This window comes from Paracoccus onubensis, assembly GCF_003591515.1.
GTDB classification, from domain to species: domain Bacteria; phylum Pseudomonadota; class Alphaproteobacteria; order Rhodobacterales; family Rhodobacteraceae; genus Paracoccus; species Paracoccus onubensis.
This window is the reverse complement of record NZ_QZCG01000009.1, coordinates 1-24,475: the sequence shown is the minus strand read 5'-3', so window position 1 is coordinate 24,475 and position 24,475 is coordinate 1. Positions and strand designations below refer to the sequence as shown.

The window sequence follows — 24,475 nt, the reverse complement described above, 5'->3', positions numbered from 1 at the left end:
GCTCATGTCTGTGCCCCAAGTATGTGAGTACGACCCGAATGGAGAACGGGAGGGGCACAGGCAAAAGCGCGGAGACGAAGAGCGCCCGCGGGGAGGCTGATCCCGGCGGGCGCACGTCTAGATGATGGCAATACTTATGCGCCCGTGTGTCCTAAGCCGTCAAGGAAGAATTTTTCCCATCGGCGTTAAAACATATTTGGCTTTGCGTGTTTTACTGGCTCGTGACCCATACAAGCGAAGTTTCCCATGTCCAGCCTTCCCCATAATATGGTCTGATTGTGCCTAACTTTTGCAGGCTTTCCCACTTTTTGATCACCTGCTCTTCACTGCACCCATATCCGGCGATACTGGCGCCTTGAAACATTGGATTATGACTGTTTCCACTGACAAGCGGAGGGACGGCATATGAGAATTGAACGAGCACACCGCCATCTGTCGACATATATTCATCGATTTCTGGCTCTAAGCGGTCCATCTCTTGTTTGATCTTCCACTGATTGACCATAAAGCCAATAACGCTGGCAATGTCCTGTGCCAGTTTGGCGATACTGCCCTTGGATTTATTCCTTATTGCAGAAACGCCGCCACCTTTGGAAACGTGTAATGTCGTGTAAAAATACTTGGGCTGTTGTTGCATTATGAGGCCTTCTGCATGGTCTGAGCAAAGGGAATAAGCACAGGGATTACTTTATTGGCGTTTTGACGGCCTCAATATTGCTGCATGCGGTTCAAAACGCAACCCAGCGCCCCGATGAGCGATTGCACGTTCCGACCGGTGACTGTCCACCCATGCACCTCCAGCACCTGGCGAAACGATTTCCCATGCAGACAGATCGCATCGACCAGATCACGATCGCGAATGTTGCGTGCCGACTTCCCGCCCCGAACCGATGGCCGAACCCGACGAACCTGCATTGCGACCCCATTGCCGATCGCTCGCTGCATCCGCCGGATCGCCTCGCCCTCGGCAAGGAAGGCATCCATGAAATCACCGCCCTTGCCTGATCCGGACGCTACCCTGCCTTCAAGGCTGGCCAGCTTCATGCCGCCGGCATCATGCCGTTCGACAAGGTCTCGATAGAGCCGAGCCACATTCACCTGTCCCTTGGTGAAGGGTGGGACCTCCTTCCGCTTCGCCGCCTTGAGCGCCAGCGTGTCGAAGATGTCCATGGCCTGCGCCGCCTTGAACCCGCGCCAACCGGTTTCCTCGACCTTCCAGCCGCTTTTGTCTTTCGGATCGGGCATCATGACATGCGGCGTCACACTGCGTTGCGGCCCGCGCGCCGGCGCAACCGGAATAGCCGGGCCGCAACCTTCCGCAGGGTGCGCGCGAAAGATCAGCCTTGCGAGACGATCACGCTCATCAAGCAGCCGCGCTGCGCCCGCCGCCCGGTCGATCATTGTCATGCTGCTGTCCCTTCTTCCACGGCGGATTGGATGGCTTCGATTTCGGCCAGTTCGGCATGCCAGCTTTCCAGCCAGCGCTTTTCATCAGGTGTTGCCCGCCCGGCCTCGATGTTCTCGCGGATTACGCGCCGCTTGTGCCTGTTGCTGTCGGCATCCTGCTTGAGGCGGGATATGATGTATTTGCCCGGGGGCGGGCCGAGCTTCTTCGCGATCTGGAACAGCTCGACCGCCCAGCCCTCTGCCATTGCCTGGCGACCCATTGCAGATTTGATCAGGCTGCGCGCATAGGCACAATCGCGCGGAGGAGGGCATTGCAATGTCATCGACCAATGCCGGATCAACCCTTCCTCGGGCCAGACGCCCTTCACTGCATGCCGCGCGATCAGGTCGCGCATGGCCCGAAGATTGTCATCCGACATGTAGCTGAGCCAACCGCGCAAGCGATCCAAGCTTTTCTCATGCTTCTCGGCGCTCACCCCGCGCTTACGCGCCAAACCCGCCAATGGTTCAAACAACAGCGCATCAACCCGCGCCCTCGCTTCCGCTGTTACACCCGACATCGCAATCATCCCTCCTTTCTCAGCTCTTTTTCTGACTTATCCACAGGTGCGGCGCTGCCGGCCCTGTAAAGGTGTTATGTCTTTGTCCATGTCATTGTCGGTGTGATGTTGTGTCCCTGTCCTGTAGGGCAATTTCAGTTGCGGACCTGAAATCTTGCTGAAATCCATCTGAAACGAAGTGAAATCATTACAGTTCATTTCAGTTGATTTCAGCAGCATTACAGCAACTTAAAGGACCGGATCACACCGGCGTCAGACATCCCTCCCGTTCAGGTGGACCAGTTTCGGCCCGCCCATGACTTCCTCGAGCGCAACACGAACATTCTCGCCCGTGACGTAGAGATCGTTGTCCTTGAGCCATTGCGCGATCTGCTCGACGGCGTGCTCATTTTCCGCAATACGCGCCTGTTTCGCCTCCCGGAGCTTCGATCGGACGCGGGATTTCACCGTGGCCCAGGCGGCAACTTCGCGACCCCGCTCACGTCCGCGTTTGCGCCTGAACTGATCGGCGGCGATTTCCGCTATGACAGGATGGCCGAGGCGAGGTTGCGCGCCCGGCGGCGCATCATCGATATGGACAGGCTTCCAGCCATATAGAGCGCCGGCTCGCGCGCGGCGCCAGCCCTCGACATCCGCTCCGAAACGAGCGGCTTGCGCCAGATCCACGTCATCATCCGGCAACGTTCCTGCTGGGTCACTTTCCATACTGGCAGCCCATAGGAGTAGCGCGGTACCTATATCTTCGCGACGGCCGGCATAAACAGCCGCGTTGACGAAATGCGATGTCAGCAGCCGTTTCGTGAAGAGCGGCATCCACTCGAAATTCTTGAGCGTGTCGCCGAATTTGAGGGGATAGGCCCAGAACTCTGTGGTTTCACTCATACCCTTACCCTCCCGCGAACACGCCTGGTCGGCTGATTGCGCAAGGCGATAGCTGCTGTGAACTTCATCATGACCTGGCTGGGTTCAACGCCGGCCAATGCGCAGACCTGAAAGAAGTCTGAGCTACCGAACCAGTTGCGGGATTGCTGGATCTCGACTGGGTGGGCACGAGATGATGGGTAAATTGCCTCAACCCATGCATTCGCCAGAACGGCGCACCAAAGGGCACGGCATGAGACTGAAGCCAGGTGCTGATATTGGTGATCGACCATCATGCTGGGTCACCGCCGATCGGCCACCAATCCCAATCCGTCAGGCCGCGCATACAAACCTGCCGATATGCACCGCGCCAGCCCGTTGCCCGCCACTGGCTGCCGGTATCGTTACAGCGCAGCACCACGCCGCCAGTGAGCGCGGCAATCTGCTCAATTTCCTCGGGATCCATTTTCAGATCGGCCGCAACGCGGTCGACGCTACGATTCCGGAGCATTTCGCGGACGCGCGCGCGAGTAATGGCAGGTCTATTCTTCATTAATCCCCCTCATCCCAATCGAAGCCACCGCGCTGGAAGAATTTTTCCGCTGTCGTTTTGAAACGATGATGCAGGTTCAGGGCGCGGACAGACCGCGCCCTGTAGAAGCGATACAGCAGGTAATTGCAGAGCTTGCCCATCACCGCCTCTCGATCTTGCCGAAGACGATTTCGGCGCCCGCGATAGCCAGAACGGCCATGACGTATTTCAGCGAAGCGTCATGTTCCTCGCGTAGCCAGTTCTTCACTTGGCGCTGCGAGACATCGAGGACGCCCGCGGCCTTGACGGTCAGATCATGCTCGGATGGCGATGGAAAAGCGCGCCATAGCATGTTGCGAAACCACCTTCGTGGATTTTCGGCAGGATTTTTCATCGAAGAGTCTCCATGTTTCATTTGTGATGGTGAAACTGGAGTTGGATTGGAGAACGGGGGCGCGGCGAGTTTCATCCCCGCGCCTCCTGGTTGCAGGAATTGGGCGCGCGTTCATGACGAAGGCGCGCAATGACATCCCGCACCCTTTCAGCCGTCTCCGGCCATACCCGCTTTCCTGCCTCAAGGCGGGCGTGGAAGCGCCCACCTTGACCTGCCAATCTGCCAATCGTAGAGACCGACATATTGAGGTCAGCGGCCGCTCTTTTCATCTCATTAAGAAGGGCATCAGTATCTGTCATGCCTCGCAACGTAGTGTGAATAATCACACATAGCAAGAAGAAACTTCACACTCGCAGAAACTTCACACCCGGAATATCAATCCCGCATGGAGATAAACGAGATATTCCGCCGAAGGCTTGAAGCTGAAATGAAGGCTCAGGGAGATAATCCTGATAGCCTAGCTAAGAAGGCCGGCATGAACCGCCGTGCCGTTCGGGATATTCTCGAAGGAAATTCGCAGAGCCCTAAGCTTTCGACGGTTTACAAGTTAGCAACCGCACTCAACGCTAGCATTGATGAGCTAACCGGGAATGCTCCCCATGCGGTTATTGCGCCGCGCCTACTAGAGCTTCTTTCGAAATACGGTCCAGACGAGCAAGAGCGACTGGCAGAGGCAATCTTATCCCTTCCTCGGGCGCCGGCGTCAGAGCAATGATTGCAAGCAAGATTTGAAATTCGGTCGCTTCTGCGATTTGCGTCGGTTCCATCTACCACCTCTCCCATGGCGCTTCCTGCATAGCCAGTGAGAACGAAAGAACAACCACACAACAGGTTGTGTATGCGCCTATAGGTTGGTGACAGTTTCGAGAATCGGGCTAGATAGTGTGAGCGGGTAGCCGCCAACCCGAGGCGATAAATTGTCATGGTAAGGATAAGCCTCGACAGGCAAAGGAAAGATTATCGGCGGATTTACGCTTGCAGAATCAAGGTCAGTGACAGACCCTGAAATCAGAAAACTGTCAGGGAGGATAATATGACCGTTTTTCTGATTACCTATGATCTAAACAAGGAAACCGTTCGCCCTAAGATCGTTGATAAGATTAAGGATTTTGGTAGCTGGGCGAGGCTATCAGAAAGCTCATATGCGGTTGATACGACCCTCACTTCGGATCAAGTGTATGATCGGTTTAAACAGATTCTGGATAGTAATGACCATTTGTTGGTTATACGGCTCTCGAAGCCATGGTGCGGTCGGAACAGCCAGGAAGTGATTGACTGGTTAACTCCACGCTTGCTGTCTCAATAACCATAACTGGCGCTCGGTGATCGAGTTCAGCCGCTTCTCTTCGTCGCTAGTGGATGCTTCGACCGAATACGTGTGACCATTATCCTTTAGCTTCATCTCAACTCCTACGCCCGCGAATCAGCGGGCTTTTTCATGTGCTATTGGTTCTTATCCATGCCCCGATTCTACCACAGCGCGGGGAAGGGTGCGAACCGAAGTGCGATAAATCACACTTTATATATTGACGGTGTGATGTATCACACTTATTGTTTCTTCATGCCGCAGGAGAACCCGCTCGCCAGAACGGCAACGGAGCAATCGCGGAAATGGAGAGAAATATGCAACTCACTTCAACGCTCACGAACGTCGATATCGCCAAGCTTGAGGCGAGACGTTCCTACGCCGATGCGAAGCGTTCCCGCATTAGTAAGATCGCCGACGTCGATGCGGAGGAGCCGAGCGGAACGCTGATTATCAGGTATCGAAGTGGCAACACTGATCGCTTTCCGGGCGTGTCGTTCTCGAAGGCCGATCAGCTTTTGTCAGATGTTCATGACGGCGCGAGCTTCACGGGATCGCTGCACGTCAAGGCGATTGGGTACGTTGGCTTCGTTATCAACCTGACCGAGGTCGAGAGCCTGACGTTCAGGCTCGATGACGCGGAGGATCCGTCATGACCCTCGCGCAGTATCTCGCCCTCCGCGCCGCCCAGGCTTCACTGATCGTCACGCTCTTCCTGACGCTGCCGTTCTTCATGGCGCTGTTGATCCGCTGGGGCGGTGAAACCGTGCGGCAGGTTTTCGGGTGGTGATCGTGGTACCTGAAATAAACTCAGGTTTCGGGCATGGCCTTCTTGGCCTTGATTTCACAGATTTTAGGGTATTGCTTACCTTCGAACGCCCAATAACTGCCTGCCAGACGATCCCAGAACGATACTACAAGCCGCTGATCCTCGTCATAGTACCCGGTTGCATCAATCGCGTCGTTATAGGCTTTTGCATCGATGGCGCGGAGCATCGGCGGTTCATCTGCTGTGATGCGGATCATTCGCCCTTGCCACGAGGCGCGCTGTTCCTCTGTGGCCTCCAAGATTTCCTCAATGTCGGCAAGAAGCAGGTAGTAATCACGCTGCAACAATTGATGGTTGCGAGCTTGTCCTCCGAAGTCCAGAACAAGCTGGAGTGCCCCTGTGATCGCAACTGCCATCCCTCCCCAGTATGCCTGAACGCCCCAATCGACCAAGGCATTGCCAACTGCCGCTGTGCCCAGTGCAATCACGAGAAAATTGAAGATGCGGTTCCACCGCTCCATCGTGCGGCGACGCGCTGTGTGGTACAGCGCGTTTCTCAGGACGTTGAAGCGGATGTTCTCGCGGTCGGTCGGGCTGCTCATTTCTTCGGCTGCGGTCCCGAGGGCGTTGGCTGGCGAGGTCCCGGCCCCGTATTGGGCGTCGGTCTTGGCGTAGGCTGTCGCGGACCTAACCCCTTGGTGTTCGGGGCGCTTGGCCATTGTTTCGTTGCGTTGGACCATCTGATTTCTTCCATCCTGATCGTCTCCTTGTGGTTGTGTCATAAGGTGATGAAGGGGTTCGAGGGTATTTGTGGTACTCTCGGACCCCGCCCATACAATTATGGGGTGATCTCTAAATCTACGCAACATATTGATTTCCGGTTTCGCGCCCGTGGTGGGCGCGGGTCTGGGGAGGCAGTCAAATCTTATGATGAAAGGCTGTCCCTAATCTCTCAAGCCATGAAGCCTCCCCAGGCAACGAATGGGTGCCGAACTGCTTCGCACTCCAACTGGCCTGCGGCCGCGCAGCTGCTTTCGACCATGCGCGGTCGCGGGTCTTTTTCTCACGACGAAAGGATCTGACCATGTCGCAGACACCCGAACTGCGCAGCCTCGACCAGCTGCTGTCATTGGCTGACAACGGGGATTACCTGCCCGATCTGCTGGAACGCATCGAAGCGAACAATATCGAGATGCGTCAGTTCTCGCAGGATTTCTCGACCGCCGCCAAGGGCAAGATCACGATCACCATCGATATGAAGCTTGATCGCTTTGGCCAGATCGAAATGGCGATCGAAGACAGGATTGTCGGGCCGAAGCCGCCCAAGCATAGGGCGGTGGGATGGATCACCGGCTCGGGTGCTTTGACCACCCATAACCCCGCGCAATCCCGCATGGAAATCCGCGATGCCGGTGACGGCCGTCGCGAGTTGCGCACAGCCGAATAAGGAGAACGGACAGTGACCACGGAAACCCCGAAGAACATCGCCGAGACGGTGATCGAGGAAATGAAGCGCGTAGGCGAGGTGCAAATCCTCGCAATGCCGACTGCAGAAGCGCCGGAAGTACCGTATATCGTTGCGGCTCCGGAGGCGATGAGGCTGCATGATCTCACTGCGCAGCATCGGCAAGTGATCGAGGCGTTGCGGCCGCTCCAGCGCAAGGGTAAGGCGCAGCTGGCCGATCTGGACAGTCTGATTGCCTGGACCAATCGCTTTAAGGGCGATGCCACCGCCTTGTTCGGTCAGATCCATCCCACGCCCAAATTGGTTTCGGTGATCGACTATCACGGCGGTGGAGCGCCGGTGATCGATGCCGAGAATGGTGACCCGAACGCAAGCCATGGTCGCCACACCGGCGTTTATACGTTCCCGGTCTCCGAGGAATGGAAGCGCTGGACCGGCATCGATGGCAAGAGCCTGACGAAAGATGAGTTCGGAGAGTTCATCGAAGATAACGCCGATGATTTCCTTGATCCGACGCCCGCCTTGCTCGGACAGAACACTGCCGATGCTGAGCCGTGGGAAATGCGGATGATCGAGATTGCGGGCAAGCTTCAGGGCCGCTTCGGCCAATACGCTGCCCTCAACCTGCTCTCGCGTGAATTCAAGGTTCACGAGGTCGGGCATCTGGAGGTCAAGACCAGCCGCGACACAGGTGAACAAAAGGTCCAGTTTCTGACCGAGCACCGTGATCCGGACGGACAGCCGCTGACATTGCCGAACCTGTTCATGATTGCCATTCCGGTCTTCGAGGAAGGTGCATTGTATCGATTGGCCGTGCGGTTCCGCTATCGCAAGTCGGGCAGCGACATCCGGTTCATTGTCAGCCTGTATAACGCCGATGTCGCGCTGCGCGATGCCGCGCGGGAGGCGATGAACCGGGCGCAGGCCGAAACCGAAGTCCAGCTGCTGATGGGTGTGCCCGAAGTAGGCTCTTCCTGACTTTTCCGGTGCGCCGCCCCTGCGTTGGGCGGCCATCCAGAACAGTCAAAGGGAGGCAATCCATGAATGCCACGAAGTCCATGCCTGATCCATTCGTCACCCGCCATCTGGGTCATATCACCTATCAGGGCCCTGAGAGCGAAGCGCCCAATTGGTCGCTACCGATCGACCTGCCTGCCTGCGATGATCTGAACACATCGGCACCCGTGCATGTCTTCGACGCGTTCTACGATGACATGGCCAATGCTGACCCATCCTATCGGTTGGCCTGGCGTGATCTGATTTATGTCGTGTTCGGCGCGGTCGGAACAGCGATCGGCGGCTTGATTGCGCTTTGGATGCTGAAATGACCGATCGCCCCACATTCACCCCCGAGCAGCTGCGCGAGGCATACGCCTTTCAGGTCAAACAAACCTATTCCGGCGATCTCGGCACGACAGCCGCCGCGATGTATCTGCTCGAAAAACATGGTGTCGCTGCCAGCGATGACATGATCGAGCGGCTGGCGGCGGAGATTGGGCAGGCGGTTGAGGCAAGTCATGAAGCGTCCTGATCTAATCAGTAAGACCTTGGGCGAGATACATCAAATTGCTTCTTTACTCAGCTTTCGCAGCGGCCCGCTTTTCGGCAGCGATTTTCACTCGTCCGGGAAGTTCATAGAGGTAGGAAAGAAGGAGCGTGATGAAATCTGCTCCGGCCTTAACATCCTCTGGATCGGGGTCGTCCATGTCATGGATTTGGTTTCCGAGAAATCGGATCTCATGCATCAGGTCAATCATAGATGTTGGCAATGCATTTGCGTCGGCGAGGCGTTCAATCTTTTGAAAGAGTGTTCCTGTGCCCCCAGGTGCAATGTCTTTCATCGCTCGATCAAGAGCCGTCCGATAGTTTCCCGCGGCACTAAGGTACCTTCGATCCGCGAGATTTTGCTCCCCTTCTCGGAAGGCATTTTCCACTTGACATGGAAGGTGAGCGATACTTCTGGGTTTCGGGAAATTTGGGGCCATTCCTATAATTTCCATATGTTCAACAAGTTCAGGCCAATTCTTAACGTATTTACTCAAAGGTCGGCGAGCATAGTCGGATGGAAGGCCCCTCGTGTTTCCAAAAACCAGGATGCCCCCGAAACATGTATTGCAACTTCCAAAAACAGCCAAGCGGGCCGCCGTGCTGGCATATACCTCGTGAAAGGTGGCGCCCGACTTTTTCGTTCCACAGTGAGGACAATCGATGGGGAATTGCAACATGCCAGATAGCTCCATTCTAAATACCACATTGAAAGAATATCCCGATCTACATGATTTTGCACGAGTAATGACGGATAAATATATCTGCGCTAGGGAAAATGAGCGCACGGAAATTACGATCTCATTAATCACTGAGCTGACCGCTCGTATAATGATCGAAAAAAGAGTGCGTAGATGATCCCTCTCCGCATCCTGATCGGCTGTGAAACCTCGGGCGTGATGCGCCGTGCCTTCGCCGCACGCGGTCATGATGTCTGGTCGTGCGATCTTCTTCCTGCCGAGGATGGCAGCAACCGGCATATTCGGGGCGATGTGCGTGACTATCTCGATGACGGTTGGGACTTGCTGGCCGTCATGCATCCACCCTGCACGCGACTTTGCCGCTCTGGTCGGCGCTGGATGTCCGGGCCGGGAAAATGGACACCGCCAAAGCAACTGCCCCGCGGGCGCAGTTGGGACAGCATGAAAACAGAGTTTGAGGAAGGCGTTGCCCTGTTCATCGCCTGCTGGCGTGCGCCGATCGAGCGCGTGGCGATCGAGAACCCCGAAATGAATGATCTCGCCCGCGACCGCATGCCTAATGATCTACCTGCGCCTCAGATGGTGCAGCCGTTCTGGTTCGGTGAACCCGCCTACAAGGCAACAGGCTTCTACCTGCGCGGTCTGCCGCAATTGTCACCGACCAATAAGCTGGCCGAGCCTGAGCGCGGCAGTGACGACTGGAAGAGTTGGAACGCCGTTCACCGGGCCCCGCCCGGGCCGGATCGCTGGAAGTTACGCAGTCGCACCTATGAAGGGATAGCGGAGGCCTGCGCCGATCAGTGGGGCGGGTACGCGTTGGAGGCAGCGGCATGACCCGCAATTTACCCGTCCTGACCTTCCACAAACCGCATGAAACGCATGACACCGCTCGCGTCACTGTGTCGATCGGCGGCGCCAATATAGGGCGCATCTATCCTTTCGATGATGGTCGGGCGGCATGGTTTCTGGATCTTATCCACGAGCAAGGGACTGCCAAGTCGGTTCGGGCGGCCGAGGCGACTGTGGCTGACGCACTCGGCCGGTGGATGGAACTGGCGGGGTTGGTGCAGTCATGAGTCAGAACCGTAGCAGTGCCGTAATGCAGCAACGTGCTGAGCCTCACGATAGCCTCGACGATTTCCCGACACCGCCATGGGCGACGCGGGCGTTGTGCGAGTGGCTGAAAACCCATGCCATCATGGACAGTTGCCGAGAACCCGCCGCTAATCGCGGTCACATGGTCCGGCCACTGCTGGAATATTTCCCTCAGGTCGACGCGGCGGATGTGCACGATTACGGAGCGGGCTTTCGGGTGGAGGACTATCTGTTCGGACCTGATCCGGAGCCAGTCGACTGGACGATCACCAATCCGCCGTTTCGCCTGGCTGAACAGTTCATCGAGCGTGCGTTGCGGACTTCTCGCCAGGGCGTCGCAGTGATCGTTCGAAGCGCATTCCTTGAAGGGGTCGGGCGATTTGAACGCCTGTATGATGTCTGCCCGCCCACGGTGATTTTGCAATTCTCTGAACGGGTGGTGATGCACAAGGGCAAGCTGACCGCCACGGGCAGTTCGGCCACCGCCTATTCTTGGTTGATCTGGATGCAGTACTGCCCAGCGGACCGCTTCGGCTCGAGGTTTGGCTGGATTGCGCCATGCCGGAAGCGGCTGGAGAGGGCAGGGGATTATGAAGGGAAGGAAATGTTCTGATGGCCCGGGCCGAACTGACATTTGCGCCGCGGCTCCTGCCTTCTCCGCAGGCGGCCGCATATCTTGGTGTCAGCGAAACCACCCTGCGCGGGCTGAATATTCCTCGCAAAGTGCTTGGAGGAAAGCGCCTCTATGACCGGCTTGCACTTGACGAATACGCGGATTCCCTGACCATGGAAGGCTTGGACACTGGAGTTGAGGTCAACACATGCCGGGGCAAATTCGGACGGCGAGCGTCGTGACGCTTAAATATCTCCAGACAATATATAAGGGGGGTAAAGCGTATCACTACCTCAGGGCGCCAAACGCCAAGCGCCAAAGGCTTCCTGACCTGCCGATCGACAGTCCCGAGTTCCTTGCCGCATATTCAGCCGCACTCAGCGTTGTTGCGGTGAGGTCAAAGGCGAAATCGGGGAGCATTGCCCAGATGATCGAAGGCTATCTCGGGAGCGGTGATTATCTCGAGAGGTCCGAATCGTATCGGCGCACGATGCGCAGGCACTCAGAAGCAATTCTGATCCAGGCAGAAGATGCCCTGGCAAAACACCTGACAACCGAAGATATCACCGACGATCTGGACCCATTGGCTCCTAACGCCGCAGCCGATCGGCTGAAATGCTGGCGGGCTGTTTGCGCATATGGAAAACGGAAAAGATTCTTTCAGGTCGACCCATCCCTTGCTGCGCGCCGAAAGACGATTCCGAAGACGATCGGGCATCCCGCCTGGTCGGACGCCGAAGTTGATCTGTTTCGCAGCAAATGGCCGATCTATTCCGTCCAGCGCCTATGCTTTGAATTGATCTATTGGACCGGAGCCCGCATCAGTGACGCGGTCAAGATCGGTCCTGGAATGGTCGGTCGGGACGGGGTGCTGCAATTCACTCAGCAAAAGACAGGCGAGCCGGCGTTTGTTCCGTGGACCTGCCAACTGCCACCCTATGCAGGCAAGATGCTGGCAGATCGGGAGATCATGCACTCCGCACTGGCGGAAAGGAAGCAACGGCATATGACGTTTCTGGCAACCGCTCACGGGCGAACCAGATCGTCAAAAGCATTGGGGCATGTTGTCTCGGATGCTGCGAAGAAAATTGATATCGAAAAGTCGGCGCATGGATTGCGCAAGGCCCGCGCAAAAGCGCTCGCAGAGGCCGGGGCAACGGTCCATCAGATCGCGGCGTGGACAGGTCACATTACGCTGGAAGAGGTCGAGCATTATACCCGCGAAGCGGACCGTCGCGCGGCCGTTAGGGGATCAGAACAAAACGGGAAAGCTGTAAACCGCTAGCTCATATCTGTAAACTTACAGGAATTCGATTGATTTTAAACGATTATTTTGGTGGAGTGGCAGCCCGTAGGGGAATCGAACCCCTCTTTCCAGGTTGAAAACCTGGCGTCCTAACCGATAGACGAACGGGCCACCTTTAACGCTGCCAAGGCCCTCGGCTGCGTGGAGCGGTGTTTAGGCGAGCATACTGGCGGGTGCAAGGGAAAAAAACGGGCTGATTTGAAGATTTTTCATCCTCCGGTTTCGGTTTCAGGAATGTGCAAGCGGAATTGGCTGCAGAGGTCATGTCGCGGTGGATGGCGCGGCTTGCCTACCCCAAGGGAGCCGGAACCCTTTCGAACAACCGGATGTCGGACGGGGCTTGGCTCCCATGCCGCAAGACATTCCCGCATCAGCGGGCCGGGAAGGATTGTCCGGATGATTCGGCGTATAGCATGCTTCGTGACTCCTGGTCCGGACTCCGACATGTTCGCGGGCGAGCAGGGTAGCAGCATGGTGATCGAACAGATATTCTCGTGGGAAGCAGGACCGCCGTCATCACCGACGGATCGCTGAATGCGACAGGCCGGATGCGCTTGCCGCAGCTGCCGGTGCCGGCCGGCAATGGCACCCTCACCGCATATGCCAGAGCCACGAGCTCGACGGCGGGCATGTATCGCAACGGCGGCATGCAGGACGCGTGACTGCGACGGGGGATAGTGAAATGCGGCAGCTTCTTGCAGTGCCGCGCACAGCCTTGTAAACCGCCGGATAACGAAAGGGAAAGCCATGTCGATTACCGAAAACGAGGCCCGGAAGGTCGCCAAACTGGCACGGATCGCGGTCGAGGATGAGGCGCTGCCCGCGCTTGCACGCGAGTTGAGCGGTATTCTGGATTTCATGGAGCAGTTGAAGGAAGTCGATGTCGAAGGTGTCGAGCCGATGACCGGTGTCATGCCCATGCGGCTCAAGCGGCGAGAGGATGTCGTGACGACTGGCGGAATGCCCGAGCGGATCCTGTCGAACGCGCCCGACGCGCGCGAAGGGTTCTTTGCCGTGCCGAAGGTGGTGGAATGAGTGATCTGAACAAACTCACCGTCTCGGAGGCCCGCGATGCATTGCACAAGGGCGATGTGACTTCGGTCGAACTGACCGATGCCTGTCTGAATGCGATCGAGGCGGCAGGGGCGCTGAACGCTTTCGTCCATGGCACGCCGGACAAGGCCCGTCAGATGGCGCTTGCCGCGGATGATCGGATCAAGTCGGGCGATGCGGCGCCGATGACCGGGATCCCGCTTGGGATCAAGGATGTGTTCTGCGTGCAGGGCGTGGCCTCTCAGGCCGCCAGCCGTATTCTGGAGGGCTTCGTTCCGGAATATGAATCCACGGTGACGCAGAACCTGTGGGATGCGGGCGCGGTCATGCTGGGCAAGCTGAACATGGATGAATTCGCCATGGGCTCGGCCAATGAGAATTCCTGCTACGGCAAGGCGATCAATCCCTGGAAGATCGATGATCGCGACCTCACCCCGGGGGGGTCTTCGGGCGGATCGGCTGCTGCTGTGGCTGCGGATTTATGTCTTGCCGCAACCGGCACCGATACCGGCGGCTCGATTCGTCAGCCTGCAGGTTTTACCGGCACTGTCGGGTTGCGCCCGACCTATGGCCGGGTCAGCCGCTATGGCGTGATCGCCTATGCCTCCAGTCTGGATCAGGCGGGGCCGATGACGAAATCGGTTCGCGACGCGGCGATCATGCTGGGGGCGATGGCCTCGGTCGATGAAAAGGATTCGACATCCGCCGACATCCCGGTCCCCGATTTCGAAGCCGCTCTGACCGGCGATATCCGCGGCAAAAAGATCGGCATTCCCCGCGAATACCGCGTCGATGGCATGCCCGAAGAGATCGACGACTTGTGGCAGAAGGGCACGGATATGCTGCGCGATGCAGGCGCCGAGATCGTCGAGATCAGCCTGCCGCACACGAAATACGCCTTGCCAACCTATTATATCATCGCAATGGCCGAGGCCTCTTCCAATCTCGCGCGTTATGACGGGGTGCGCTATGGTCGTCGGGCAGGTCTGGGGCAGGGCGACGGCATTACCGAAATGTACGAGAAAACCCGAGCCGAGGGTTTCGGCCCCGAGGTGCAGCGCCGGATCATGATCGGCACCTATGTGCTGTCGGCAGGGTTCTATGACGCTTATTACAATCATGCACGCAAGGTCCGGGCCCTGATCAAACGCGATTTCGACAATGCCTATGCGGATGGAATCGACGCGATTCTTGCGCCGACGACGCCCTCGGCGGCTTTTGCCCTTGGGGCGATGGACACTGCCGATCCGGTGCAGATGTATCTGAACGATGTGTTCACCGTTACGCTGAATCTTGCAGGATTGCCGGGAATTTCCGTTCCGGTCGGGTTGGACCGTCAGGGATTGCCGCTTGGCCTGCAACTCATCGGAAGACCCTTTGAAGAGGGTGCATTGCTTAATCAGGCGCTGGTGCTGGAGCGCGCGGCGGGATTCGTGGCCAAGCCGGAACGCTGGTGGTAAGCTGCGGCGGACAGGGAAAAGGGAAAGGTTCAAAATGCGCGGCTGTTTGATCATCATGGTGCTGGCGCTTGCCGGTTGTGCCGAAAATCAGGGCTGGAATCCGAATTACCAATATGGCGCGACGCCCTACGGCAAATACAAGACCACGCGCGAGGCCGCTCTGATGGCGGGCAATGAATCTCCGCAGGTCATTCCGGTCGCGCGGCCTTTCAAGGCGCCGACTGCTGCCGATATCGCAGGCCGGAAAAAGCCCGCTCGCGCAGCTGCAGCGGCTCCGGCGGCCAAACCTGCCCAGTGACGGCGGACTATCCCAGCCTGAATCACGGCGACCGGCGCGGGCAGCGCCCCGAACTGATCGTGCTTCATTATACCGGCATGGCAGATGCGGCCGCAGCACGGGCTCGGCTTTGCGATTCCGGAGCCGAGGTCAGTGCCCATTGGCTGATCTGCGAGACCGGCGGGACCGAGGCGCTTGTCCCTGAAACCCGCAGGGCATGGCATGCCGGTGCGGGCGCATGGCAAGGCCGCGGGGATGTGAATTCCCGCAGCATCGGAGTAGAGATCGCCAATCCCGGCGACCGGCCTTTCACGGCGCAACAAATGGATGCCCTGACAGAGCTGCTGCGCGGGATCATGTCCCGCTGGCATATCGGCCCGGCATCGGTGATCGCCCATTCGGATCTGGCGCCCGGCCGCAAGATCGATCCCGGTCCCCGTTTCGACTGGCAGCGCCTTGCGCATGAGGGGCTGGCACTCTGGCCCGCCGACGGTCCCGATATGCCCTTGGCGTCCAGTCTTGACGCGATCGGTTATCCTGCCTGCTCCGCGACAGAGCGTCTTTCCGCCTTTCGTCTGCGTTTCCGTCCCTGGGCCAACGGCTCCGAAACTGTCGCTGACCGTCGCCGCGCTGCCGGGGCGGCGCTTCTATATCAGGAAAATGCACAGCCATGCCCACCGATTTCGACATGACCGAGGCCCACGCGGCCTGCCATTGCCAAACCGTCCGCCTGCATCTCCGGTTCACCAACGGCTTGCATACCGCCCGCCGTTGCGATTGCAGCATGTGCCGGATGCGTGGTGCGGTCGTCGTCAGCGTACCGCTTGACGGGCTGACGATCCGCGAAGGAAAGGACGCGCTGAGCCTCTATCAGTTCGGTACCCATGTGGCCGAACATTACTTCTGTCGCCATTGCGGCATCTACACCCATCACCGCCGCCGCTCGAATCCCAACGAGTATGGTATCAACACCGCCTGTATCGAAGGTGTCAGCCCGTTCGATTTTCCAGATGTCACGGTTATGGATGGACGCAATCATCCACAAGACGGCGGCGGCGGAATCTCGGGCTATCTTTCCTACCGTTCAAAACGATAACGCTTCTTCTTTGCCGAAATACCTCGGGGAGTCGCGCGCAGGCGCGACGGGGCAGCGCCCCCATTGACGGCCCGCCCCATCCGCGCCATATCGACATTGCGCGGAGGGCTGGATGACCGCGTGACCCGCAGTCACCTGCGCGGTTGCGAGGAAAGTCCGGACTCCATGAGGCGACGGTGCCGGGTAACGCCCGGCGGGGGCAACCCCAGGGAAAGCGCCACAGAGAACAGACCGCCCTGCATCCGCAGGGTAAGGGTGAAACGGTGGGGTAAGAGCCCACCGGGGGGCCGGCAACGGAACCCGCATGGCAAGCCCCACCGGGAGCAATGCCGAATAGGGATCGCGCGCGGGGAAACCTGCAGGGCCGCCTTGCCCCAGCAGATCCGGGTAGGCAGCTTGATCCGGCCGGTAACGGCCGGACCAGAGGAATGGTCATCCATCCGGGGGCGACTCCGGAGGACAGAATCCGGCTTACAGGCCCTCCGCGCAAATTTCCGCCGTGATTCAGGACAGGCCCGGTCTGTTCCCGACGATTGTTTCCGGCGATGCTGCAAAGTCACGCCACAGCCACGCTTCGCACCGCGCGAGATGTATCGGGAAGAGAAATACCCGCCCCTCTTTCCTTCCACTCCGGTTCCGCTCTAGTCTGCGCTGCGAATCCTGCTTCCGGATTTCCGTAAACGTTTCAATGAATGAGGACCGAATGAGCATCGAAAACAGACTGGCCGAATTGGGTATCACGTTGCCGGACGCGCCTGCTCCGGCGGCGAATTACGTTCCTTTTGCCCAATCGGGCAATCTGATTTTCATCTCGGGGCAGATCAGTGCGGATGAGAACGGCCTGATTATCGGCAAATTGGGTGAAAATATGGAAACCGAAGCTGGCGCTGCCGCCGCACGCCGCTGCGGATTGGCGCTGATCGCGCAGCTCAAGGCTGTGACGGGTTCACTGGACAAGGTGAAGCGGGTGGTCAAGCTGTCCGGCTTTGTCAATTCGACGCCGGATTTTACCGAACAGCCCAAGGTCATCAACGGCTGCTCGGATCTGATGGTCGAGATATTCGGCGATGCGGGCCGCCATGCGCGCGCTGCCGTTTCCGCGCCGTCACTGCCTTTGGGAGTCGCAGTCGAGATCGAAGCGATATTCGAGGTCGAATGATGAGCCGGCTGCCGTCTGACTTTCTTCGCCTGCCGGTTTCCCATCGTGGATTGCATGGACCGGGCGTGCCGGAAAACTCACTGGCGGCAGCCCGGGCGGCGATCGAAGCGGGTTATGGGATCGAATTGGATATCCAGCCCGCCGCCGACGGCACGCCGATGGTGTTTCACGACTACGATCTTGTGCGTCTGACCGGGGACAAAACCGCGATTGCGATGTATTCTCTTGCGGATCTGGCCGAAAAGCGCCTGCTGGACAGCGATGAGGCAATTCCGACCCTGGCGCAATTTCTGGAACTGGTTGCCGGGCGCGTGCCCCTGCTGATCGAGATCAAGGATCAGGACGGGCGGCTGGGTGACGATATCGGCGAGTTGCACCAGCGCGTTGCCGAGGATCTTGACGATTATCGGGGACCGGTCGCCGTGATGTCCTTCAATCCGCATACCGTCCGGGCGTTTCACGAGATCAGGCCCGATATCCCGGTCGGCATCACCTCATGCGGCTATCCTGCCGAGGATTGGCCGCTGCTTGACGACAAGACCCGCAGCCATCTTGCGGCGATTGCCGATTTTGATCAGTCGGGTTCCTGCTTCATCTCGCATGACAAGGGCGATCTGGCCAATCCCCGCGTCGATGCGCTCAAGGCGCAGGGCATTCCCGTCCTGTGCTGGACGGTGCGGTCATCCGCCGAGGAAAATGCGGCCCGCCAATTTGCGGACAATATCACCTTCGAGGATTATCAGCCGTCCATCGTGACGGAAATGCAGGTAGGGGAATGAGTTTTGCGCCCGGATCTCCGGGGATATGTGCCCCGCCTGATTGTTGCTGATTGTTACGGATAAATCGCCAGACAGGAGGCAAGATGACCGATTACGTAATCACCCCGCCCGAATTGGCTTCGGTGCCCGTGGCAAACGGGTCGGATCGTTTTCCGGTTCGCCGCATTTACTGCGTGGGACAGAATTATGCCGATCATGCCCGCGAGATGGGCAGCGATCCCGATCGTGCCCCGCCGTTTTTCTTTTCGAAACCGGTGGATGCGCTGCTGACCGATGGGGGTGATCTGCCATATCCTCCGCAGACCGCCGATTTGCATTTCGAGGCCGAACTGGTTGTCGCCATAGGCAAGGCGGGGCATGATATCGGCGCGGATGCGGCGCCGGATCATATCTGGGGATTTGCCGCCGGGAATGATTTCACCCGCCGCGACCTGCAAGCCGTCGCGAAAAAGCAGGGCAGGCCCTGGGATATGGCGAAGGGCTTCGATCATTCCGCCGCCTGCGGCGTCCTGCATCCGGTGGCTGAGACGGGGCTGCTTGAACGCGGCGCGATTACCTGCATTGTGGACGGTGAGACGCGCCAGCGGGGGGATCTGTCCGACATGATCTGGGCGATTCCCGAAATCATCGCCTATCTGTCGCGTTTCGTGGCTCTGGCGCCGGGTGATCTGATCTATACGGGAACACCCGCCGGTGTCGGTGCGGTTCTGGGCGATCAGACCGTTACCGTCGAGATCGAAGGGTTAAGTTCGCTGACGACCCGGGTAACGGTTCCGGGCTGAACGTGAGAGCAGATCTCGTTTGACTGGAAACACTATTTATTTGCGTCTCGTGTTGGCGGAGGGCTGCCCGTCGCCGGCAGGTCTCTTGAAACAGTGGCGGAGGCGAGTTTGGTCAGCTACGACGGGCAATAAGCTTGCCGGCAGTATCCGCTCCCGGTCGTGAATCTGGGGCCACGCTTGCAAGTGGCTGGATCGAATCTTGTTCGAAAACCTCAGAACTTCCTTTTCAACTCCCGCACGGCGTAATCGGCGAACATGCGGACCTTGGGGTCCTGAAGGCGGCGATGAGGGGTCAGACTGCCGAATTGCGCGGGCGGTGGCGGCGTGTCGGCCAGCACCTCGATCAGCCTGCCTGCCTTGATATCGTCGGAGACCTCGTATCGTGGACGATTCGCGATACCTTCGCCCGCAAGCGCCCATGAGGTCAGGACATCACCGTCATCCGTATCGAAATGTCCGGATACCATCATTTTCTTTGGCCCTTCATCCGTTTGCAGCACCCAGAAATATTCCGGGCTGCGGGGATATCGCAGCAGCAGGCAGTTGTGGTCAGCCAGATCCTCGGGCTGCGCCGGTGTCCCGTGCCGGGAGAGATATTCGGGAGATGCAACCAGAACGCGCGGGCAATCCGCGATCTTGCGCCATTTCAACGCGGAATCGGCCGGCTCGCCCAAAAAGAAAGCCAGATCAATGGCATCTTCGACGATATTTACGTTGCGATCCGAAAGTCGCAGGCGGAACTCCACCCCCGGATTGTCGTGACAAAAGGGTGGTATCAGGGGGGCGATCAGCCTTCGGCCCAACCCTAGCGGCGCGGTCAGCCGGATCACGCCCTGTGGCTTGCCCGAGAACGTGCTGACCATCGCTTCGGCCTCGTCAAGCGTGTCGATCACCCGGCGGGCGTGATCATAGAAGGCGCGGCCGATCTCGGTCGGGGTCAGGCGGCGGGTGGTGCGGTTCAGCAGCCGCACGCCGAAACGATTTTCAAGATCCTTGATACGATTCGAGGCGACGGCAGGTGAAAGTCGCAAATCCCGTCCCCCTGCGGTGATCGAACCCAATTCGATCACCCGAACAAAGACCCGCAGACTTTCAAGATAGGACATGAGAATAGCTCGTTTTCAAGGAATCGTGTAAAGTCTTCCGCGTTGAAAGCGATTTCGCAAGGATTCTTTCCGGCTTAGGCTTTCAGGCGAAGAATAGCTGTATGTTATGCTGACGGGTTGTGGGGTTCTGACCGGACCCGCCTTGATCAGTGCCGGTGCCAGGGAGAGAGCGATGAAGCCCGAGCTAAGTTTTCTGCTGAATGATCAGGAGGTCAAACTGACCGAGGTCGGCGCTTCGGACACGCTGCTGGATTATCTGCGTGTGGCCCGCCGTCTGACCGGCACCAAGGAGGGTTGTGCCGAGGGCGATTGCGGTGCCTGCACGGTGTTGCTGGGACGCCTGACCGAGAGCGGGCTGATCTATGAGCCGATCAATGCCTGTATCCGTTTTCTGGCCTCGTGCCATGCCTGCCATATCGTTACGGTCGAGCATTTGAGCGGACCGGATGGCGGGTTGCATCCGATCCAGAAGGCGATGGTGCAGCATCATGGCAGCCAATGTGGCTTCTGCACGCCGGGGATCGTCATGTCGCTTTACGGCTTGTGGATGAGCAATCCGCAAGCAGGGGCGAGCGACATCGAAGTAGCGTTGCAGGGAAATCTGTGCCGCTGCACCGGATATGAGCCGATCGTGAAAGCGGCGCTGGCCGCAGGGGCAGAAGGCGGGCAGGCGCAGGATGCCCTGACGGTCGAGCGGGAGAGCGTCGCTGCGCGGTTACAGCAGATGCGCCAGGGGCGGGTCGAACTGACCAAAGGCGGCGAGCGGGCGATCATCCCGGCTGATGTGGATGATCTTGCCGCCGTGCTGGAAGAAAACCCCAAGGCGATCATTGTCGCGGGCGCGACCGATGTCGGGCTGTGGGTGACGAAATTCCTGCGCGATATCTCTCCGGCAGTCTTCATCGGGCATCTGATGAAAGACGTGACCGTGACGGATGGAGAGATCCGGCTTGGGGCGGGCGTGACCTATAGCGAGGCCGCTCCGCTGATCCGTCAGCATATCCCGGCGGTGCATGATTACCTGCTGCGGATTGGCGGCTGGCAGGTGCGGAACATGGGCACGATCGGCGCGAATATCGCCAATGGCTCGCCCATCGGGGATACGCCTCCCTTGCTGATCGCGCTGGGCGCGCGGATCGTGTTGCGCAAGGGCGAGACGCGGCGCGATGTGGCGCTTGAGGATTTCTTTATCGAATATGGCAAGCAGGATCGCGCACCGGGCGAATTCGTGGAAGAGGTGATCATTCCGCTCCAGCCCGAAGCGAAACTTGCCGCTTACAAGATCTCGAAGCGCCGCGACAGCGACATCACTTCTGTTGCCGCAGGTTTCCACGTCACGGTCGAGAATGGTATGATAACCGATGCGCGGATTGCGTTTGGCGGCATGGCTGGCATTCCGAAACGTGCCGCACAGGCCGAGGCCGCATTGATCGGCCAGCCCTTTGCCGCGCCCGCGTTCGAGGCGGCGGCAATGGCCGTGGCGCAGGATTTCGAGCCGCTTTCCGATTGGCGGGCGAGTGCCGATTACCGCCGGGCGGTGGCGGGGAACCTGTTTCGCCGCTTCTGGCTTGAGCAATCCGAACCCGATCTGCCCGTGCGATTGAAATATGCAGTGGGGGAATGACCATGAAAGACGAGATCAAGGGCCTCGCCCATAGCGACACCATCCACGATTCCGCCATCAAGCATGTGACCGGCAGGGCGGAATATACCGACGATCTGAACGAACCGGCTGGTTTGATCCATGCCTATCTGGGCCTGTCGCAATGCGCTCATGGCCGAATCACTGGCGCGGATTTTTCCGAAACGCTCGCCTCGCCCGGTGTGGTCGGAGTGCTGACCGTCAGGGATATTCCGGGCGTCAACGACGTATCGCCGAACGGCAAGCATGACGAGCCGGTGTTCGCGGATGGCGAGGTGCATTTCTACGGACAGCCCGTTTTTGCGGTGCTGGCCGAAACCCGCGATCAGGCGCGCCGCGCGGCGCATAAGGCAAAGCTCGATTACGAGGAACTGCCCTTTGCTTTGGACCCCATTGCCGCCCGCGATCAGGGCATGGGCTACGTGACCGAACCGCTGACACTGAAGCGCGGCGATGCCGGGGCGGCGATGAGTGCCGCACCGCGCCGGATCAAGGGGCGTTTCGGGATCGGCGGTCAGGACCACTTCTATCTGGAGGGTCAGATCGCGATGGCCGTGCCGGGCGAGGATGACGATGTCACGGTCAATGTCTCGACCCAGCATCCCAGCGAGGTGCAGCATATGGTCGCCCATGTGCTGAATGTGCCCTCGCATTCCGTCGTGGTGAATGTGCGCCGCATGGGCGGGGGCTTCGGCGGCAAGGAAACACAGATGAACCTGTTCGCCTGCGTCGCCGCCGTGGCCGCGAAGAAATGGAACCGCGCGGTGAAAATCCGCCCGGACCGCGACGACGACATGACCGCCACCGGCAAACGTCACGACTTCGTGGTGGATTACGAGGTAGGCTTTGACGATGACGGCCGGATCCTTGCTGTCGAGGGCGATTGGTATGCCCGCTGCGGATTTTCGTCCGACCTGTCCGGGCCGGTGACGGACAGGGCGCTGTTTCACGCCGATAACGCCTATTATTACCCCGATGTGCGGATCAGCAGCCATCCGATGCGCACCAATACCGTCAGCAACACGGCTTTCCGGGGCTTTGGTGGTCCGCAGGGCGTGATCGTGGCGGAACGCATGGTCGAAGAGATCGCTTATGCGCTTGGCCGAGATCCCTATGAGATCCGGCAGAAGAACCTGTATGAGAATGGCCAGCTGACCCCCTATCATCAGGAGGTCACCGACCAGATCCTGCCGCGCATTTTTCAGGAGCTGGAAACTGACAGCGATTATCAGGTCCGCCGACAGGCTGTGCTGGACTGGAATGCGAAAGGCGGTGTGATCCGCAAGGGGATTGCCCTGACGCCAGTGAAATTCGGCATCAGCTTCACCGCGACATGGTTCAATCAGGCGGGCTCGCTGATCCATATCTATTCCGACGGCTCAATCGCCCTGAACCATGGCGGGACCGAGATGGGGCAGGGGTTGAATACCAAGGTCGCGCAGGTCGTGGCCGAGGCGTTCCAATGCGATATCTCGCGAATCAAGATTACCCGCACCACGACCGAGAAAGTGCCGAATACATCGGCGACGGCGGCATCAAGCGGCACCGATCTGAACGGCATGGCGGCGCTTGACGCGGCCGAACAGATCAAGGCGCGGCTGGTCGAATTCGTGGCCGAGCGCTGGCAGGCACCGCGTGAGGATGTGCGTTTCGTTCCCGGTCATATCATGGCGGGTGATACGGCGGTTCCCTGGAACGCCGTTATCAACGCGGCCTATATGGCGCGCATCCATCTGTCTGCGGCTGGATTCTACAAGACGCCCAAGATCCACTGGGACCGCGCGACAGGACAGGGGCGGCCCTTCTATTACTTCGCCTATGGCGCGGCGGTGTCCGAGGTGTCGGTCGATACGCTGACCGGCGAATATGTGATCGACCGCGCCGATGTGATCCACGATGTCGGCCGCAGTCTGAACCCGGCGATCGACAAGGGACAGGTCGAGGGCGCATTCGTGCAGGGCACCGGCTGGCTGACCTGCGAGGAATTGTGGTGGGACGAGCAGGGGCGGCTGCGCACGCACGCGCCCTCGACCTACAAGATCCCGCTGGCCTCGGATCGTCCTCGTATCTTCAATGTCCGGCTTGCCGACTGGTCCGAGAATGCCGAACGTACGATCAAGCGTTCCAAGGCCGTGGGAGAACCTCCGTTCATGCTGGGCATCAGCGTGTTCGAGGCGATCAATATGGCCGTGGCGTCGCTTGCGGACTATCGCGAACCCGCCCGTCTTGACGCCCCCGCCACGCCCGAGCGCGTGCTGATGGCGGTAGAGCGGTTGCGCCGATGATCCGCGTCCGGGTCATATCTACTCGCGGCTCGACCCCGCGCGAAGCAGGAGCCGAGATGTTCGTTGGGCCTGACAGTGTCGAAGGCACCATCGGCGGCGGACAATTGGAATATATGGCCATCGACCGCGCCCGGCAGATGCTGAAAGCGGGCGAGGCCCAGGCCGAGATGGATATCCCTCTTGGCCCCGAAATCGGCCAATGCTGCGGGGGCAGAGTGCATCTTGGCCTTGATCGCAAAGGACCGGAGCCGCAAGACTATCCCGATGTGCTGATATTCGGGG

34 protein-coding genes, 1 tRNA gene and 1 other RNA gene are annotated in these 24,475 nt (G+C 58.8%); 26 read left to right on the top strand and 10 right to left on the bottom strand.

Annotation, left to right across the window (positions count from 1 at the left end):
• Positions 1 to 211: 211 nt before the first annotated feature.
• The 6 genes from D3P04_RS13465 to D3P04_RS13435 form a co-directional block, all read right to left on the bottom strand.
• Entirely contained in the window at positions 212 to 637 is a 426-nt protein-coding gene (locus tag D3P04_RS13465) for a hypothetical protein (protein WP_119749735.1), read from the bottom strand.
• A gap of 71 nt (positions 638 to 708) precedes the next feature.
• Positions 709 to 1,407 carry a hypothetical protein gene (locus D3P04_RS13460; RefSeq protein ID WP_147391935.1) on the bottom strand — a complete coding sequence of 233 codons (699 nt, stop codon included), beginning with the start codon at positions 1,405 to 1,407 and terminating at the stop codon, positions 709 to 711.
• Positions 1,404 to 1,967 (bottom strand): hypothetical protein, encoded by a 564-nt coding sequence (locus tag D3P04_RS13455; RefSeq protein WP_182912852.1) that lies wholly within the window; start codon positions 1,965 to 1,967, stop codon positions 1,404 to 1,406. The genes D3P04_RS13460 and D3P04_RS13455 overlap by 4 nt, the downstream gene beginning before the upstream one ends.
• Positions 1,968 to 2,219: 252 nt before the next feature.
• Positions 2,220 to 2,849 carry a DUF1376 domain-containing protein gene (locus tag D3P04_RS13450; RefSeq protein WP_119749729.1) on the bottom strand — a complete coding sequence of 210 codons (630 nt, stop codon included), beginning with the start codon at positions 2,847 to 2,849 and terminating at the stop codon, positions 2,220 to 2,222.
• 271 nt (positions 2,850 to 3,120) lie between these two features.
• Positions 3,121 to 3,381, bottom strand: coding sequence for a hypothetical protein (locus tag D3P04_RS13440; protein WP_147391933.1), 261 nt, complete (start codon positions 3,379 to 3,381; stop codon positions 3,121 to 3,123).
• Between the two features lie 139 nt (positions 3,382 to 3,520).
• Positions 3,521 to 3,754, bottom strand: a complete 234-nt coding sequence (locus D3P04_RS13435) for a hypothetical protein (RefSeq protein WP_232845003.1) — start codon at positions 3,752 to 3,754, stop codon at positions 3,521 to 3,523.
• A 385-nt stretch (positions 3,755 to 4,139) separates the two neighbouring features.
• On the opposite strand from D3P04_RS13435, the gene D3P04_RS13430 reads away from it, so the two are divergent.
• From D3P04_RS13430 to D3P04_RS23380, 4 genes are all read left to right on the top strand, one after another.
• Positions 4,140 to 4,469, top strand: a complete 330-nt coding sequence (locus tag D3P04_RS13430; RefSeq protein ID WP_119749721.1) for a helix-turn-helix domain-containing protein — start codon at positions 4,140 to 4,142, stop codon at positions 4,467 to 4,469.
• Positions 4,470 to 4,787: 318 nt separating this feature from the next.
• A complete protein-coding gene (locus D3P04_RS23385) occupies positions 4,788 to 5,060 on the top strand; it encodes a hypothetical protein (RefSeq protein WP_119749720.1) in 273 nt (90 codons plus the stop codon).
• Positions 5,061 to 5,377: 317 nt separating this feature from the next.
• Positions 5,378 to 5,716, top strand: a complete 339-nt coding sequence (locus D3P04_RS13420; RefSeq protein ID WP_147391932.1) for a hypothetical protein — start codon at positions 5,378 to 5,380, stop codon at positions 5,714 to 5,716.
• Positions 5,713 to 5,850: a hypothetical protein gene (locus tag D3P04_RS23380; RefSeq protein ID WP_182912851.1), complete on the top strand. Its 138-nt coding sequence runs from the start codon at positions 5,713 to 5,715 to the stop codon at positions 5,848 to 5,850. Before D3P04_RS13420 ends, D3P04_RS23380 begins: the two co-directional genes overlap by 4 nt.
• A gap of 20 nt (positions 5,851 to 5,870) precedes the next feature.
• Here the strand turns inward: D3P04_RS23380 and D3P04_RS13415 are convergent, their stop codons facing one another.
• Positions 5,871 to 6,569, bottom strand: coding sequence for a hypothetical protein (locus D3P04_RS13415; protein WP_119749716.1), 699 nt, complete (start codon positions 6,567 to 6,569; stop codon positions 5,871 to 5,873).
• A gap of 344 nt (positions 6,570 to 6,913) precedes the next feature.
• Here D3P04_RS13415 and D3P04_RS13410 point away from each other — a divergent pair, with 344 nt between their 5' ends.
• The 4 genes from D3P04_RS13410 to D3P04_RS13395 all read left to right on the top strand — a co-directional run bounded on the left by D3P04_RS13410 (position 6,914) and on the right by D3P04_RS13395 (position 8,825).
• Positions 6,914 to 7,276 carry a hypothetical protein gene (locus D3P04_RS13410; RefSeq protein WP_119749714.1) on the top strand — a complete coding sequence of 121 codons (363 nt, stop codon included), beginning with the start codon at positions 6,914 to 6,916 and terminating at the stop codon, positions 7,274 to 7,276.
• A gap of 12 nt (positions 7,277 to 7,288) precedes the next feature.
• Complete coding sequence (locus D3P04_RS13405) at positions 7,289 to 8,272, top strand: DUF2303 family protein (protein ID WP_182912850.1); 984 nt, start codon at positions 7,289 to 7,291, stop codon at positions 8,270 to 8,272.
• Between the two features lie 62 nt (positions 8,273 to 8,334).
• A complete protein-coding gene (locus D3P04_RS13400; RefSeq protein WP_119749712.1) occupies positions 8,335 to 8,622 on the top strand; it encodes a hypothetical protein in 288 nt (95 codons plus the stop codon).
• Positions 8,619 to 8,825, top strand: coding sequence for a hypothetical protein (locus D3P04_RS13395; protein ID WP_119749710.1), 207 nt, complete (start codon positions 8,619 to 8,621; stop codon positions 8,823 to 8,825). The genes D3P04_RS13400 and D3P04_RS13395 overlap by 4 nt, the downstream gene beginning before the upstream one ends.
• 43 nt (positions 8,826 to 8,868) lie before the next feature.
• Here the strand turns inward: D3P04_RS13395 and D3P04_RS23375 are convergent, their stop codons facing one another.
• Positions 8,869 to 9,279, bottom strand: coding sequence for a DUF4145 domain-containing protein (locus tag D3P04_RS23375; RefSeq protein ID WP_182912849.1), 411 nt, complete (start codon positions 9,277 to 9,279; stop codon positions 8,869 to 8,871).
• A 414-nt stretch (positions 9,280 to 9,693) separates the two neighbouring features.
• Here D3P04_RS23375 and D3P04_RS13385 point away from each other — a divergent pair, with 414 nt between their 5' ends.
• The 5 genes from D3P04_RS13385 to D3P04_RS13365 are packed head-to-tail and all read left to right on the top strand — an operon-like array spanning position 9,694 to position 12,533.
• Positions 9,694 to 10,374 (top strand): hypothetical protein, encoded by a 681-nt coding sequence (locus tag D3P04_RS13385; protein ID WP_119749708.1) that lies wholly within the window; start codon positions 9,694 to 9,696, stop codon positions 10,372 to 10,374.
• Positions 10,371 to 10,616 carry a hypothetical protein gene (locus D3P04_RS13380; RefSeq protein WP_119749706.1) on the top strand — a complete coding sequence of 82 codons (246 nt, stop codon included), beginning with the start codon at positions 10,371 to 10,373 and terminating at the stop codon, positions 10,614 to 10,616. Before D3P04_RS13385 ends, D3P04_RS13380 begins: the two co-directional genes overlap by 4 nt.
• A 23-nt stretch (positions 10,617 to 10,639) precedes the next feature.
• Positions 10,640 to 11,248 (top strand): class I SAM-dependent methyltransferase, encoded by a 609-nt coding sequence (locus tag D3P04_RS13375; RefSeq protein ID WP_220475336.1) that lies wholly within the window; start codon positions 10,640 to 10,642, stop codon positions 11,246 to 11,248.
• Positions 11,248 to 11,490 carry a helix-turn-helix domain-containing protein gene (locus D3P04_RS13370; RefSeq protein WP_232845002.1) on the top strand — a complete coding sequence of 81 codons (243 nt, stop codon included), beginning with the start codon at positions 11,248 to 11,250 and terminating at the stop codon, positions 11,488 to 11,490. Before D3P04_RS13375 ends, D3P04_RS13370 begins: the two co-directional genes overlap by 1 nt.
• Positions 11,487 to 12,533 carry a tyrosine-type recombinase/integrase gene (locus D3P04_RS13365; RefSeq protein WP_232845001.1) on the top strand — a complete coding sequence of 349 codons (1,047 nt, stop codon included), beginning with the start codon at positions 11,487 to 11,489 and terminating at the stop codon, positions 12,531 to 12,533. Before D3P04_RS13370 ends, D3P04_RS13365 begins: the two co-directional genes overlap by 4 nt.
• 57 nt (positions 12,534 to 12,590) lie before the next feature.
• On the opposite strand, the gene D3P04_RS13360 is transcribed toward D3P04_RS13365, so the two are convergent.
• Positions 12,591 to 12,665, bottom strand: a tRNA-Glu gene (locus tag D3P04_RS13360).
• Positions 12,666 to 13,048: 383 nt separating this feature from the next.
• Here D3P04_RS13360 and D3P04_RS23370 point away from each other — a divergent pair.
• The 10 genes from D3P04_RS23370 (at position 13,049) to D3P04_RS13315 (ending at position 19,160) form a co-directional block, all read left to right on the top strand.
• Entirely contained in the window at positions 13,049 to 13,216 is a 168-nt protein-coding gene (locus D3P04_RS23370) for a hypothetical protein (RefSeq protein ID WP_182912848.1), read from the top strand.
• A gap of 85 nt (positions 13,217 to 13,301) precedes the next feature.
• Positions 13,302 to 13,589 (top strand): Asp-tRNA(Asn)/Glu-tRNA(Gln) amidotransferase subunit GatC, encoded by a 288-nt coding sequence (gatC, locus tag D3P04_RS13355; RefSeq protein ID WP_119749698.1) that lies wholly within the window; start codon positions 13,302 to 13,304, stop codon positions 13,587 to 13,589.
• Complete coding sequence (gene gatA / locus D3P04_RS13350; protein ID WP_119749696.1) at positions 13,586 to 15,067, top strand: Asp-tRNA(Asn)/Glu-tRNA(Gln) amidotransferase subunit GatA; 1,482 nt, start codon at positions 13,586 to 13,588, stop codon at positions 15,065 to 15,067. Before gatC ends, gatA begins: the two co-directional genes overlap by 4 nt.
• Positions 15,068 to 15,101: 34 nt before the next feature.
• Positions 15,102 to 15,365 carry a hypothetical protein gene (locus tag D3P04_RS13345; protein ID WP_119749694.1) on the top strand — a complete coding sequence of 88 codons (264 nt, stop codon included), beginning with the start codon at positions 15,102 to 15,104 and terminating at the stop codon, positions 15,363 to 15,365.
• On the top strand, positions 15,362 to 16,036 hold the full coding sequence (locus D3P04_RS13340; RefSeq protein WP_269902628.1) for an N-acetylmuramoyl-L-alanine amidase: 675 nt from the start codon (positions 15,362 to 15,364) through the stop codon (positions 16,034 to 16,036). Before D3P04_RS13345 ends, D3P04_RS13340 begins: the two co-directional genes overlap by 4 nt.
• Positions 16,015 to 16,440 carry a GFA family protein gene (locus D3P04_RS13335; RefSeq protein WP_232845000.1) on the top strand — a complete coding sequence of 142 codons (426 nt, stop codon included), beginning with the start codon at positions 16,015 to 16,017 and terminating at the stop codon, positions 16,438 to 16,440. The genes D3P04_RS13340 and D3P04_RS13335 overlap by 22 nt, the downstream gene beginning before the upstream one ends.
• A 100-nt stretch (positions 16,441 to 16,540) precedes the next feature.
• Positions 16,541 to 16,930, top strand: an RNA gene (gene rnpB, locus D3P04_RS13330) — RNase P RNA component class A.
• 213 nt (positions 16,931 to 17,143) lie between these two features.
• Positions 17,144 to 17,599, top strand: coding sequence for a RidA family protein (locus D3P04_RS13325; protein ID WP_119749692.1), 456 nt, complete (start codon positions 17,144 to 17,146; stop codon positions 17,597 to 17,599).
• Positions 17,596 to 18,378: a glycerophosphodiester phosphodiesterase family protein gene (locus D3P04_RS13320; protein WP_333473100.1), complete on the top strand. Its 783-nt coding sequence runs from the start codon at positions 17,596 to 17,598 to the stop codon at positions 18,376 to 18,378. The genes D3P04_RS13325 and D3P04_RS13320 overlap by 4 nt, the downstream gene beginning before the upstream one ends.
• An 83-nt stretch (positions 18,379 to 18,461) precedes the next feature.
• Positions 18,462 to 19,160 (top strand): fumarylacetoacetate hydrolase family protein, encoded by a 699-nt coding sequence (locus D3P04_RS13315; RefSeq protein ID WP_119749688.1) that lies wholly within the window; start codon positions 18,462 to 18,464, stop codon positions 19,158 to 19,160.
• 212 nt (positions 19,161 to 19,372) lie between these two features.
• Here D3P04_RS13315 and D3P04_RS13310 read toward each other — a convergent pair whose 3' ends face one another.
• Positions 19,373 to 20,266, bottom strand: coding sequence for a LysR family transcriptional regulator (locus D3P04_RS13310; RefSeq protein WP_119749686.1), 894 nt, complete (start codon positions 20,264 to 20,266; stop codon positions 19,373 to 19,375).
• Between the two features lie 172 nt (positions 20,267 to 20,438).
• Here D3P04_RS13310 and xdhA point away from each other — a divergent pair, with 172 nt between their 5' ends.
• The 3 genes from xdhA to D3P04_RS13295 form a co-directional block, all read left to right on the top strand.
• Positions 20,439 to 21,890 (top strand): xanthine dehydrogenase small subunit, encoded by a 1,452-nt coding sequence (xdhA, locus tag D3P04_RS13305; protein ID WP_119749684.1) that lies wholly within the window; start codon positions 20,439 to 20,441, stop codon positions 21,888 to 21,890.
• Between the two features lie 2 nt (positions 21,891 to 21,892).
• On the top strand, positions 21,893 to 24,193 hold the full coding sequence (gene xdhB, locus D3P04_RS13300) for a xanthine dehydrogenase molybdopterin binding subunit (RefSeq protein WP_119749682.1): 2,301 nt from the start codon (positions 21,893 to 21,895) through the stop codon (positions 24,191 to 24,193).
• Positions 24,190 to 24,475 (top strand): XdhC family protein (locus D3P04_RS13295; protein ID WP_333473099.1); only part of this gene is annotated, 286 nt, incomplete at its 3' end. The genes xdhB and D3P04_RS13295, both read left to right, overlap by 4 nt.